This window comes from Ruegeria sp. HKCCA0235A (genome assembly GCF_013033235.1).
GTDB lineage: Bacteria > Pseudomonadota > Alphaproteobacteria > Rhodobacterales > Rhodobacteraceae > Ruegeria.
Map to the genome: position 1 here is coordinate 78,770 of NZ_WQDQ01000003.1, position 13,253 is coordinate 92,022.

Annotated in this window: 12 protein-coding genes; 7 read left to right on the plus strand and 5 right to left on the minus strand. The window is 59.5% G+C overall.

The window, feature by feature from the left end; all coding sequences use genetic code 11:
- Window positions 1-3: 3 nt before the first annotated feature.
- Window positions 4-1,398, plus strand: coding sequence for a magnesium transporter (mgtE, locus tag GOW56_RS06470; RefSeq protein ID WP_171205364.1), 1,395 nt, complete (start codon window positions 4-6; stop codon window positions 1,396-1,398).
- Entirely contained in the window at window positions 1,395-1,952 is a 558-nt protein-coding gene (locus GOW56_RS06475; RefSeq protein ID WP_171114779.1) for a 5-formyltetrahydrofolate cyclo-ligase, read from the plus strand. The genes mgtE and GOW56_RS06475 overlap by 4 nt, the downstream gene beginning before the upstream one ends.
- A gap of 3 nt (window positions 1,953-1,955) precedes the next feature.
- Here the strand turns inward: GOW56_RS06475 and GOW56_RS06480 are convergent, their stop codons facing one another.
- Window positions 1,956-2,183, minus strand: coding sequence for a DUF333 domain-containing protein (locus tag GOW56_RS06480; RefSeq protein ID WP_367397076.1), 228 nt, complete (start codon window positions 2,181-2,183; stop codon window positions 1,956-1,958).
- A 133-nt stretch (window positions 2,184-2,316) separates the two neighbouring features.
- Here GOW56_RS06480 and GOW56_RS06485 point away from each other — a divergent pair, with 133 nt between their 5' ends.
- The 3 genes from GOW56_RS06485 (at window position 2,317) to GOW56_RS06495 (ending at window position 5,831) form a co-directional block, all read left to right on the plus strand.
- Window positions 2,317-3,132, plus strand: a complete 816-nt coding sequence (locus GOW56_RS06485) for a TIGR00282 family metallophosphoesterase (protein WP_171205365.1) — start codon at window positions 2,317-2,319, stop codon at window positions 3,130-3,132.
- Between the two features lie 87 nt (window positions 3,133-3,219).
- Window positions 3,220-4,998 carry an SLC13 family permease gene (locus GOW56_RS06490; RefSeq protein ID WP_171205366.1) on the plus strand — a complete coding sequence of 593 codons (1,779 nt, stop codon included), beginning with the start codon at window positions 3,220-3,222 and terminating at the stop codon, window positions 4,996-4,998.
- Window positions 4,999-5,093: 95 nt separating this feature from the next.
- Window positions 5,094-5,831: a YbaY family lipoprotein gene (locus GOW56_RS06495; RefSeq protein ID WP_253283895.1), complete on the plus strand. Its 738-nt coding sequence runs from the start codon at window positions 5,094-5,096 to the stop codon at window positions 5,829-5,831.
- A gap of 13 nt (window positions 5,832-5,844) precedes the next feature.
- Here the strand turns inward: GOW56_RS06495 and GOW56_RS06500 are convergent, their stop codons facing one another.
- The 4 genes from GOW56_RS06500 to GOW56_RS06515 form a co-directional block, all read right to left on the minus strand.
- Entirely contained in the window at window positions 5,845-7,506 is a 1,662-nt protein-coding gene (locus tag GOW56_RS06500; protein ID WP_171205367.1) for an FAD-binding dehydrogenase, read from the minus strand.
- Between the two features lie 10 nt (window positions 7,507-7,516).
- Entirely contained in the window at window positions 7,517-8,374 is an 858-nt protein-coding gene (locus GOW56_RS06505; RefSeq protein ID WP_170343638.1) for a bile acid:sodium symporter family protein, read from the minus strand.
- A 73-nt stretch (window positions 8,375-8,447) separates the two neighbouring features.
- On the minus strand, window positions 8,448-9,182 hold the full coding sequence (locus tag GOW56_RS06510) for a glutamine amidotransferase (protein ID WP_171205368.1): 735 nt from the start codon (window positions 9,180-9,182) through the stop codon (window positions 8,448-8,450).
- Window positions 9,183-9,198: 16 nt separating this feature from the next.
- Window positions 9,199-10,971, minus strand: coding sequence for an SLC13 family permease (locus GOW56_RS06515; protein WP_171205369.1), 1,773 nt, complete (start codon window positions 10,969-10,971; stop codon window positions 9,199-9,201).
- A 110-nt stretch (window positions 10,972-11,081) separates the two neighbouring features.
- Between GOW56_RS06515 and GOW56_RS06520 the strand changes: the two genes are divergently transcribed.
- Together GOW56_RS06520 and GOW56_RS06525 are read left to right on the plus strand one after the other, a co-directional pair.
- Entirely contained in the window at window positions 11,082-11,822 is a 741-nt protein-coding gene (locus GOW56_RS06520) for a YebC/PmpR family DNA-binding transcriptional regulator (RefSeq protein WP_171205370.1), read from the plus strand.
- Between the two features lie 149 nt (window positions 11,823-11,971).
- Window positions 11,972-13,249, plus strand: coding sequence for an MFS transporter (locus GOW56_RS06525; protein WP_171205371.1), 1,278 nt, complete (start codon window positions 11,972-11,974; stop codon window positions 13,247-13,249).
- Window positions 13,250-13,253: the final 4 nt, after the last annotated feature.

The following is a 13,253-nucleotide window of genomic DNA, read 5'->3' on the forward strand; positions in this document are numbered from 1 at the left end:
AGCATGACGACAGGCAGAGACGAAGCCGGACACGATCAGCCCCGGGATGAAGACGCCTATGCGTTGGACCCCAAGGCAGTTGCGGCGATCCTGTACGCGGTGGATATAGACGACCGCGACAAGCTGGTTGAGTTGATGGAGCCGCTGCACTCGGCCGACATTGCAGACCTTCTTGAACAGATCAATCCGTTTGACCGGGCGCGCCTGATCCGCCTGTACGACAAAGAGTTCGACGGCGACATCCTGTCTGAACTGGATGAATCGGTTCGTGAAGAGGTGATCTCGCTTCTAAACCCGGATGTTCTGGCCGAAGCCGTGCGCGAGATGGAAAGCGACGATGTCGTTGACCTGCTGGAAGACCTTGAGGAACCGCAGCAGGAAACCATTCTGGACGCATTGGAGGATTCCGAAAGGATCGCAGCCGAGCAGGCACTGTCCTACCCCGAGAACTCGGCCGGTCGTCTCATGCAGCGGGAAGTCGTCATGGCGCCCGAACATTGGAGCGTTGGGCAAGCCATCGACTTCATGCGCGCCAATGATGATTTGCCCGAACAGTTCTATCACGTCGTTCTGGTCGATCCGCGCATGAAACCGGTTGCTCAGGTAACGTTGGGCAAGCTTATGGCGGCGCGGCGTGAAGTGCCGCTGATTGATCTGGCAGAAGAGGAGTTTCACATCATCCCCGTCGATCAGGATGAGGAAGACGTGGCTTATGCCTTCAACCAATATCACCTGATCTCGGCCCCGGTGGTGGATGCGGATGGCCGTTTGGTCGGTGTCATCACTATTGACGACGCGATGGTCGTTCTGGATGAAGAGCACGAAGAGGACATCCTGCGTCTTGCCGGCGTAGGCGACGAAAGCTCGTTGTCCGACAGTGTGGCGGCAACCAGCCGGAGAAGGTTGCCCTGGTTGGCTGTGAACCTGTGCACGGCGATATGTGCTTCTTTGGTGATTTCGCAATTCGAGGCGGCGATTGATCAACTGGTCGCGCTGGCCATTCTGATGCCGATCGTTGCGTCAATGGGCGGCAATGCGGGAACACAATCGCTCACCGTGGCGGTGCGTGCGCTGGCGACGCGCGACCTGACCAATGCAAACGTTATGCGAGTGATCCGACGGGAATTGCTGGTTGGCATGCTCAACGGGCTGTGCTTTGCCATCGTGTTGGGCACCGTCGGGATGCTGTGGTTCGATTCCCCGCTGCTGGGTGTCGTGATCGGGGCGGCCTTGGTCGTGAATATGATCATCGCCGGGTTCGCAGGTACGGTAGTACCTGTCTTGCTGGACCGCTTGGGCATCGACCCTGCGCTGGCATCGGGAACCTTTGTGACAACCACGACGGATGTCATGGGTTTCTTCATATTTCTTGGGCTTGCCAGCGTGGTGCTACTGTGACCGATCTGACCGACATCAAAGCCGCGGCGCGCAAAGCGGCCTTTGCCCGCCGCAAGGCCGCGTTTGATGCGCGCCTGCCGGGTGCAGCCGGGCGCTTGTCCGAGGTTCTGGCAGGCCATCGCGGCGTGCCCCTGTCAGGTTACATGCCGATCCGGACCGAGATCGACCCGGTGCCCGCGATGGCCGAAGCATCGGCTTATGGCCCGGTGGGTGTGCCTGTCATCCAGGCAGCCGGTCAGCCGCTGAAATTCTCTCGCTGGACGCCGGACGGTGTGCTCAAGGATGGCCCGTTCGGTGCAAAAGTGCCCCAGGTGGATGACTATTTCGACCCCGAAATTCTGATCGTTCCGCTCGTCGCCTTCGACGCAAATGGTGGCCGCCTGGGGTATGGCGGCGGGTTTTATGACCGAACGCTGGAAGGCTTGCGCGCCAAACGCCCGACGCTTGCCATCGGTTTTGCTTTTGATGCGCAAGAGGCTGCGGACCTGCCGCTCGAGCCAACCGACCAACCGCTGGACATGGTTGTCACGGAAAGCCGCGTGCTGACCTTCTAGCTGCTACTGTTCGAAATGGCTGCGCAAGTAATCCCAGGCATCCACCTCGGTGCCGTCCTTCAGGATGCAGATGCCATAGACACTGCCGTCTTCGTTTTTACGAAGCTGGTAGGTCCCGTCGTTTTCAATGCAAAAGGTCGCGGCGGGGTTGGGCATGGATGTTTTGGTGCCTTCGGCAGCGGCAGCAGTTGCCGCCAAAAGGCAGCCGGTCAGAACAATTGACGGCTTCACGAAGAATTCCTTCTGTATTCAAGAGACGTATCGAAACATTGCCACGGCAGAATTTGATTTCAACCCCCAAGTCTGCCGTTAATTTCACGCTTCCGCCTTGTTATTGCCCAGTACAGCCCCTACGACCCGGATCATGAGGATTCTGTTTCTTGGTGATGTCATGGGGCGCGCGGGCCGCGCGGCCGTTCAGCAGCATTTGCCGCGCCTGCGCGACGAATGGCGGCTGGATTTTGTCGTGGTCAATGGCGAAAACGCGTCGAACGGCATGGGGCTGACCGGAGATCACGCCAGGCTGTTGCTCGACGCCGGAGCGGATTGCCTGACGCTAGGCGATCATGCGTTCGATCAGAAAGACATGCTGCAATTTATCGAGAAAGAACAGCGAATCGTACGGCCCGTGAACTTTGCCAAAGGCGCGCCGGGACGGGGTCATCGGCTGTTCACGGCGCCGGGCGGACGCAAGGTTCTGGTGGTGCAGGTGCTGGGTCAGGTCTTTATGAAACGGCCGTTTGACGACCCGTTCTCAGCCATTGAGCCGATTCTGAAGTCCCACCCGAGAGGCGGGCAGGCGCAAGCCATCATCGTGGATATGCATTGTGAGGCCACGTCCGAAAAGATGGCGATGGGCCATTATTGTGACAAGCGCGCAAGCCTTGTGGTGGGGACGCACACCCATGTGCCAACGGCGGATTCCCAGATTTTGCCGGGCGGCACCGCGTATTTGACAGATGCAGGCATGTGCGGAGACTACGATTCGGTCATCGGCATGGACAAGCAAGAGCCGATGCGACGGTTCATCACCGGTATGCCCAAGGCGCGCTTTACCCCCGCAAATGGCGAGGCCACACTGAGCGGCGTGTTCGTGGAAACCGATGATCGTGACGGACAGGCCAAATCCGTGCGCATGGTGCGCGTCGGAGGGCGCCTGGAACAAGCCGGGCCCGAGTAATCATCGTCAGGCTTGCTCTGTCGGGCGCAATGCGTGAAACTGCATGTCATCAGGCGCTTGGGCCCGGGTTCGGACAGAATACCACGAATGAATTTCCTTTCACTGACAGACACAGGAAGCGCGGTTCTGGCGCTGGTCATCGTTGCGGGCATGTTCATCATGTTCCTGCGCGAGGTTTATCCGACCGAGGTCGTGGCCATTGGTGGTGTTTCACTGATGCTTGTAACCGGCATTCTGCCCTATCAAAATGCGCTTGCAGTTCTGTCCAACCCGGCACCCTGGACGATTGCCGCGATGTTCATCATCATGGGTGCTTTGGTGCGGACCGGAGCCTTGGACTCGTTCACCTCGACCGCGCAAAAGCAGGCTCAGGTGAACCCGCGTATCGCCATCGCATTGCTCATGGGGTTTGTCGTGCTGGCCTCGGCGGTGGTTTCGAATACGCCAGTGGTCGTGGTGATGATACCGGTCTTTGTGCAAATCGCCCGCACCCTGAATGTTCCCGCGTCCAAATTGCTGATTCCGCTGAGTTATGCAGCCATTCTGGGCGGCACGCTTACATTGATCGGCACGTCCACCAACCTGCTGGTCGATGGTGTGGCCCGCGCGCAGGGGATGAAACCCTTTACGATTTTCGAAGTCACGCCGCTGGGGATCGCGCTGGTGATCTACGGCATGATCTATTTGCGGTTCATCGCGCCCAAACTGTTGCCCGAGCGGGACAGCATGGCGTCGCTGCTCAGTGATCGGTCCAAGATGAAGTTCTTTACCGAGGCCGTCATTCCGCCGGACAGCAACCTGATCGGGCGCGAAGTGACAGGAGTTCAACTGTTCAAGCGGCCGGGTGTACGCTTGATCGATGTTCTCCGAGGGGATGAATCCCTGCGGCGAAACCTCAAGGGCGTCGAACTGCGGGTCGGCGACCGTGTCGTGTTGCGAACCGAGATGACCGAGTTGTTGAGCTTGCAAAGCAACAAGGAACTCAAGCGCGTGGACCAGGTGTCTGCCGTTGAAACCAAGACGGTTGAGGTGCTGATCACGCCCGGATGCCGTCTGGTGGGGCGGACCCTTGGGATGATGCGGCTTCGGCGTCGTTATGGCGTTTACGTGCTGGCGGTGCACCGTCGCAACCAGAATATCGGCCGTCAACTGGATGACTTGGTGGTTAGGGTTGGGGATACGCTGCTTTTGGAAGGTGCCCCGGCGGATATCCAGCGGCTGGCGGCGGAAATGGACATGGTGGACGTCACCCAGCCGTCGGCTCGTGCCTTCCGTCGAAGCCATGCACCGATTGCGATTGGGGCTCTTGTAGGGATTGTTGCCCTTGCCGCGCTGGGCATTGCGCCCATCCTGTTGTTGTCGATTGTGGCCTGCGCCGTGGTTCTGCTGACCCGCTGTATCGATGCGGATGAGGCATTTTCTTTTGTGGAAGGTCGCCTGTTGGCATTGATCTTCGCGATGCTGGGCATAGGGGCCGCGCTTGACAGCTCGGGCGCGGTTTCTCTGATCGTCGAGGCCGTTGCGCCGGGGCTCAGTGTCTTGCCGCCATTCCTCATTATCTGGGCGATTTACCTGCTGACCTCGGTGCTGACCGAACTGGTTTCCAACAACGCCGTGGCGGTTGTGGTCACCCCGATCGCCATCGGTCTGGCTCAGGCGGTCGGAATAGATCCGCGCCCACTGGTCGTCGCGGTCATGGTGGCGGCTTCGGCATCTTTTGCTACTCCGATCGGATACCAGACGAACATGATGGTCTATGGCCCCGGGGGCTACAGGTTCACCGACTTCATGAAGGTCGGTGTGCCGCTGAACCTGACGGTCGGATTGTTGGCGTCTCTGCTGATCCCGTTGATCTGGCCGTTATGACATCGGCACAGATTTGCCGCTTTATCCGCGGCGTACTTGTAAATGTCGGATGAACAGCAATCTTTTGTAGAAATATTACTTCAAGGGATACTGCCATGCTGACATTCGGCCGCACCATGTTTCCTGCGGTTGCTTTCGCCACCGTTTTGAGCGGCGCATCGCTTGCCGGAACCGTCGAAGGAACTGCAACCTACCGAGAGCGTATTGCGCTTCCGCCTGACACGACCTTGTTCGTCGAGCTTCAGGATATCTCATTGGCGGATGCGCCGGCCGAAACGCTTGCCGCGCAGAGATATGCCTTGACCGGTGTGCCGGCGCAGTTCGAACTGACCTATGATGACGCATTGATTCAGGACGGGCGCAGATACGCCGTGCGTGCTTCGGTCATGCAGGGGCAAAAGCTGTTGTTCACCACGGATACCGTTTATCCGGTACTGACACATGGGGCCGAGAATTCTGCTGACCTGCTGATGATACAGGTGCAACACCAAGGTGCCGCGATGCTGGAAAACACCGAATGGGTCGCTTCGGGCCTCAATGGTGCGGCTGTCGAGACAGAGAAACGTCCTGAACTTGCTTTTGGGCAGGGCGGGGCATTTTCAGGCAGCGGCGGTTGCAACCGGTTCAGTGGCCAGGCCGAGATTTCTGACAATCGGATTGCGTTCCCGGACAATATGGCTGCAACGCTCATGGCTTGCCCACCCCCGCTGGATGAGGTCGAGCGGCAGTTTCTCAAGGCGATGCAAAGTGTCACGACCTTCGCGATGCAAGGCAACGCGCTGGCCTTGCTGGATGCTCAGGGTGAGCCGGTGATCAAAATGATGCGCAAGTAATAGGGCAGGGCTGTCACGCGATGGCCCTCGATCGCCCGGCGTTGCGACCCGAAAAGATGCAGCCGCCCAGGAAGGTTCCCTCAAGCGCGTTGTAACCGTGATAACCACCGCCACCGAATCCGGCGACTTCGCCGGCTGCGAACAGGCCCGGCACAACCTGACCGTCGGCGCCGATCATCTGACTGTCCAGATTGGTCTGCAAACCGCCCAGTGTCTTGCGGGTCAGCACGTGCAGCTTGACTGCGATCAGCGGGCCGTTCTTTGGGTCCAGGAACTTGTGCGGTTTGGCGGTGCGGATCAGCTTGTCGCCGCGATAGTTGCGCGCCGCCAGGATCGCCATCATCTGCGCGTCTTTTGAGAACGGATTGTCGACCTGAGAATCCCGCGCCTCGATCTGGGCACGCAAATGGGCCTCGTCTATCAGCCCCCCACCCAAATGGTTCATTCCGTTGACCAGCTCGGTCAGCGTGTTGGCAACAACAAAATCCTCGCCCTTCTCCTTGAATGCCTCGACCGGGGCGGTCGCTTTGGACCCGGACAGTATGCGTTGACGAATAACCTCTTTCCAGCTGCCTGACGTGAAATCGGGGTTCTGTTCAGACCCGGACAGGGCGAATTCCTTCTTGATCACCTTCTGAGTCAGAACGAACCAACTGTATTCATACCCGGTGTTCAGGATTTCGCGCAGTGTCCCCAGCGTATCGAACCCGGGCAGGCAGGGGGGCTGCAACCGGTTTCCGCGCGCGTCGAACCACATCGAGCTGGGGCCGGGCAGAATGCGAATGCCATGGGCGGGCCAGATCGGATCCCAGTTGCGCACGCCTTCGGTGTAATGCCACATACGGTCGCCGTTGATGACATGGCCGCCGGCCTTTTCGCTGATGGCGATCATCCGACCGTCCACATGGAAGGGCACACCCGCCACCATGTCCTTGGGCGGTTCGCCCAGACGGTCGCGGGGCCAGTTCTGGCGCACCATCTCGAAATTGCCACCGATCCCGCCCGAGGTCACGATGACCGACGGGGTATAGACCTCGAACTCGCCCACCTCGTCGCGGTTGGTCTTGCCGCCGCGCGGGGCCGCGTCATCGGCCAGCACCTCGCCCGAGACGCCCTTGGCCTCGCCGTTCTGCATGATGATGTGGCTGACCTGATGGCGGTATTTCAGCTGGATCAGGCCGGCACTGACATGGTCGCGGACCCGGCGGATGAAGTGTTCCAGCACGCCGGGTCCGGTGCCCCATGTGATGTGAAAGCGCGGGACGGAATTGCCGTGCCCGTTTGCGTAGGACCCGCCGCGCTCGGCCCAGCCCACGACCGGAAACCAGCGCAGCCCCATGCCATGCAGCCAGGGGCGCATTTCACCGGCGGCGAACTCGATATAGGCTTCGGCCCATTTGCGGGGCCAGGTATCTTCTTCGCGGTCGAACTGCGCGCTGCCCATCCAGTCGCGCAGCGCCAGATCGTGGCTGTCGCGGATCCCCATGCGGCGTTGTTCCGGCGTGTCGACCATGAACAGGCCACCCAGGCTCCAGAAGGCCTGACCGCCCAGAAAACCTTCTGGTTCCTGATCGAGTATGATTACCTTCTTGCCTCGGTCGCCCAGTTCGGCAGCGGCGGCCAATCCGGCCAGACCAGCCCCGACAACGATCGCATCAGCAGTGTTGTTTGTCATAACGGTCCTTTCAGCGCCTGCGGAACCAGACAAGAAACGGCAGAACCACGGCGTACATCGTAATACCATATACCGCCGAGGGCAGGGCCAGCGGGCTGAACCCGCTTTCGGTATTCGTGATCAGCGCCGCCAGTGTAATGCCCAGCGTGGAATTTTGAATTCCGGTTTCGATCGAGATCGTCTTGCACTCATTCCAGGACAGGTTTGTTATCCGCGCCAGCCCCAATCCGATGAACAGCAGGGCGATATTCAAAGAAATCAAGCCTGCGCCCATGATGCCGAGATTGTCGACGAACAATTGCCAGTTTCCGGCCAGAGCCGCGGCAATGATCAGCACGAACAAAACGGTCGCGAGCGCCGACAACCCCGGCTCGACACGGTTTGCAAACCCTGTTGCAAAGTTGCGAACTCCGACCCCGATTGCCACGGGCAGCGTTGTTATCAGAAACAATGCAACAGCCAGCCCGGTGATCGAAACCTCGGGGGCTTCGTCGCCCATGAAATGCGCGATCGACCACGCGGCCAATATTGGTACGGTTACCATCGACAGAAGGCTGATCACGGCGGTCAGGCTGACTGAAAGCGCGACATCGGCCTTGGCGAGCTTTGACAGGATATTGCTGGTTACGCCGCCCGGGCAAAAACTGAGCAGCATGAAACCAACGGCGATCTCAGGCGGCAAAGCAAAAAATTTGACCGTCACAAAGGCCGCCACCGGCAATAGAACAACCTGACTTGCCGCCCCGATGGCAAAGGCGCGTCGTCGGCTCAGGACACGGCGGAAGTCTGCCACCTCCAGCCCGATGCCCAGAGACAGCATGATAACGGCCAGTGAAACCGGCAGACCGACGTTAATGAGCAGATCCAAGGACAACTCCTCCCAAAGTTGCGTCAGATCAGCCTAAGCGAGGGGGCAAGGCGCAGGCAACCGCGCCGTTGGGTCACTCGTATCGCCGGACGAACCGGCGCAGGATCTCGCCGGGTTGTGTGACATCGGCCGAATGGCAGCGGTCGATCAGTTTTTGCGCGTCTTCAGGCGGGAAATAGCCGTGGTTCCTGTAGATATTGATGCGCTGTTCAAAATCCCTGGCATCGGCCTCGGGGTGGAACTGCGTGGCATATACGTTCTGCCCCCAGCGGATCATCTGGAACGGGCAGGGGTCTGACGTGACAAGGTGAACGCAACCCTCGGGCAGCGCCTGAACCGCTTCCTTGTGACCAACGAATGCGTCGAAGGTGGGTTCCAACCCTGCGGTCAACGGGTCCTGCTGGCCTTCCGGGGTCAGGTGGCACGTGGATGGTCCGACGGGTTCGCCATATCGGGCCTTGCTGACGTCGCCACCCAGATGCGCCGCCAGAATGCCAAGGCCATAGCAGCAGCCCATGAACGGGTGATCTTGCGCGATGATCTGCGGCATCAACCCCATGATCGCAGCCTCGATCCGGGCATCCAGCGGGGATTTGGTCGCCGGGTCGTCACTGACGCATCCCGGTCCGCCGCCTACGATGACACCGGCATAGTCCGTGACATCCAACCCTTCTGGCAGGTCGTCGCAATCCAAACGGATGCGATGCGTCTGTTCAGGAGACAACCCGCTCCGGTTCAGGATCGAGGCATATTCGGCATCGGACGCATCTGTTTCGGGGCGCAGTTGCAGGATCAAAAACGGTTTCATACGCAGCCTTTACCCGTCACAGCGGCCAGAATACAAGAATGGCGGGAACAGAAACGGCTATGATCAGCACTTCCAGCGGCAATCCCATGCGCCAGTAATCTCCGAACCGATAGCCGCCGGGCCCTAGAACCAGCGTGTTGTTCTTGTGCCCGATGGGGGTAAGGAACGCAGCCGAAGCCGCAACGGCCACGGTCATCAGGAACGGGTCGGGTGACACCTCGAGCGTGCGTGCCATTTGTATCCCGACAGGCGCGGCGACAATAGCAGTGGCAGTGTTGTTCAACACGTCCGACAAAGTCATCGTGACAACCATCAATACGGTCAGAATGGCCCAGGCGGGCAGACCATCGGTCAGTTGAATCAGGGCGTTTGCGATCAGTTCGGTGCCGCCCGAGGTCTCCAAGGCACTGCCCAGGGGGATCATAGACCCCAGCAGTACGACCACCGGCCATTCGATGTGATTGTAAATGTCGGTGATCGGCATGATCTTGGTCAGCACATAAGCAATCACGACCAGCCCCAAAGCAATGGGAAGGTAGATCAACCCGACACTTGCGGCCAAAACAGCGGCGGCAAACAGACCGATGGCCAGCCATGCCTTGTCGTTTGCAGTAACGTTCAGCCCGCGTCCGGCAAGGGGCAGGCAACCCAGCCATTCCGTAACATCCGCAGCGCGGTCGCGAGGGCAGAGCAGCAGCAGGATATCGCCCGGTTCCACCTCGGTCCTGCGGACCTGTTCGGTGATCCTGCGCCCCTGGCGTGAGATGCCCATCAAAACGGTGCTTTGCCGCCAGGCCAGCCCAAGCCCTTGTGCCGTGCGACCTGTGATGCGCGCGCTTTCCGGCACGACGACTTCGATCACTTCCAGCCCGTCACCCTCGGCCGTCAGCAATTCCTGCCGGCGCGTGTCCGAGAAGTCGAGATTGAGCGCTGCGCGAAACTCGTCCAGCGCCTCGGGTCGGGCTTCCAGAACCAGCGCGTCACCTTCCTGCAAAACGGCGTGCGCCGACCGGCCATAGCGCCGTTTGCCATCCCGGATCAAACCGATGATGGCCACGTCCGATTTCTCGGCCACCTCATAAAGCTCGCTGACCCGTTTGCCGATATGGGCGGATTCCGGGGGGACGGTCAGCTCGGCGATGTATTCGGCCAAGGTTTCCGATGTCTCGGCCTGCGGTCCGCGATTGGGGATCAGGCGCCAGCCCACCAGTGCGACAAAGGCAAGACCGGTGATTGCGGCCAGCCCACCGACCGGGGCAAAATCGAACATGTGAAACGGCTCGCCCAGTGTTTCGGCCCGGATCGACGCGATGATGATGTTCGGAGGCGTGCCGATCAGTGTGGCCATCCCCCCCAGAATGGTGGCAAAGCTCAGCGGCATCAGCGACAGGCCCACCGAACGTCCGGCCTTGCGTGCGGTCTGGATGTCCACGGGCATCAGCAACGCCAGCGCCGCCACGTTGTTCATGAAGGCCGACAGAACCGCGCCGATCCCGCCCATCAGGGCGATATGCGCACCCAAGCCCCGCGAGGCATCAACCAGCGTGCGGGTGATCAGGAACACTGCGCCTGATCGGACTAAACCGGCAGAAACCACCAAAACCAGCGCCACGATGATGGTCGCGGGATGGCCGAACCCGGCAAAGGCACCATCCACGGGCACGACGCCCAGCACAACGCCAATCATCAGCGCGGCAAAGGCCACAAGGTCGTATCGAAACCGGCCCCACAACAGCATTCCGAAGACGGTGATGAAAAGCGCAAAAAGAATGATCTGGTCTGTCGTCATGTCGTCACCATACTAGCCGGTGAAGCCGTCGCAAGCCGCTCTCTTGATCCTGCCCCCTGCAAACGTCTATATGAGCGCCGAACACGCAATCACGATGACGAGGACGCATTATGGCAGGCCACTCAAAATGGGCCAATATCCAGCACCGCAAGGGGCGTCAGGACGCCGCGCGGTCCAAACTGTTTTCCAAACTGTCGAAAGAGATCACCGTTGCCGCCAAGATGGGTGACCCCGATCCCGACAAGAACCCGCGCTTGCGTCTGGCCGTGAAAGAGGCCAAGTCGAACTCGGTTCCCAAGGATGTGATTGACCGCGCGATCAAAAAGTCCACCGCCGGTGAAGGCGACGATTACGAAGAAATCCGCTATGAGGGCTATGGCCCCAACGGCGTGGCCGTGATTGTTGAAACCATGACGGACAACCGCAACCGCACCGCGTCGACCGTGCGTTCGACCTTTTCCAAGAACGGCGGCAATCTGGGCGAGACGGGCTCGGTCGGGTTCATGTTCGAGCGCAAGGGCGAAGTGATTTACCCGGCAACGGCGGGTGACGCAGACACCATATTCGAAGCCGCCATTGAGGCCGGCGCGGAAGATGTCGAAAGTTCAGAGGATGGCCACATCATCTGGTGTGCGGATACGGATCTGAACGACGTTTCGAACGCGTTGGAAGCTGCGCTGGGTGAATCGGAATCCACCAAATTGGTCTGGAAGCCGACCACCACGACCGAGCTGGGTCTGGAAGACATGCGAAAGCTGATGAAGCTGGTGGATGCGCTGGAAGACGATGACGACGTACAGCGTGTCACGACCAATTTCGAGGCCTCGGATGAGGTGATGGCACAGCTCTGAGCTGTTGCGGATCTTGACGGCGAAACCCGGCTCAACCGTCGGGTTTTTTCGTTTTCGGACAGTTTCGAAGAGTTGTTGGCTGAACCCTTCGAAACGCATAGGCTGGAAAAACCCGGAATTTCCGAGACAACGCCACCGAAAGATCCACGATGGATGCGACTGCTGAAAAGGCCAAGCGAAACGTGCCGGTTCTTGCTGGGCAGAGTATCGTGTCTCAGGTCGCGTGGACTCTGGGCAGCCCGTCGGTGGTTTTGCCGTTTCTGGCCGTGTCATTCGAACTGCCGATGTTCGTGGCGGGCGCGCTGGTTTCGGTGCGAATGATTGGCAGCATGATTTCCGATTTCTTTCTGGCGCAATCCGTCGCGGCGAAATCGCAAAAGAAACGCGCCATCGCTCTGACCGAAGCGATCATCGGATCCTGTCTGGTCCTGGCAATGGTGGCCGCCGCGACCGGGGTCGTTCCGTTGATCGCAGTGGTTTTCGTGGCGGTCTTTTTCGTGATCGGTCTTGTGGACGAGGTGCAGAACCTGATGTTCACCGATCTGCTGGGCGATCATGTCCACTCGCGTTCGCGCATGGTCCTGCATTACCTGCAACTTGGGGGCGGAGGCCTGTGTGCCATCGGTCTTGCCATGTTGGTGCATCAGATCACCAAGGAAAACCCACCTTTTTCGCGCCACTCAACCATGATCGGTGTATCGGTTGCGTTTTTCATGCTGTCAGGGCTTTTGATGCTGGCCATGACAGAGAATGCCCGCTCGGCGGAGCCGGCAAACAAGACCGGACCCAAAGCAAAGCTGTCGTTCAAGGCCAATGCCCGGGGTATTCTGGGCATGTTCGAATACTCGTGGTTTCGGCGTTACATGGTCATGCGAATGTTGTTGGTGGCTGTTTCGCTCTCTGTCCCGTTCTTCGCGCTGATCGCGGCCGAGGCGCATCACAGCTCGGCCAGGGGACTGACCGCGATGATTGTTTCATCTGCTTCGGGCTATCTTGTGTCCGGGCCTTTGTGGCAGGTCGTGAACATGAAATCTCATCGTGCCGTCATGGTGGTCGGGACACTCATGGTGGCCGCTACCGGAGGTGTTCTGCTGGCATTCCACTACATGGGTATCGATCACGATGTGCACCTGCATGCGATAGCGCTGTTCGTCGTCACCGTCGCGGTGACCGGGATCAGCAGCGCACGCAAGCTCTATTTCCTGGACGTCGCGCCCAAGGAGCAACGCGTTCAGGGATCCGCAGCTATCAAATCGTTTACTCGATTGTTGGCGGTGCTGCTTTCGGCCGCGCTGGCCGCAGTCGCCCATATGCATGAGGTTGCCTTGGCGGTCGCGTTCATAGTCGCGGCCAGTCTGATGGCTTGCGTGACGTGCTACCTGACGATGTCGCCCGACCGGGAAGATTCCCCCCGGCCTCAGAACTAATGCA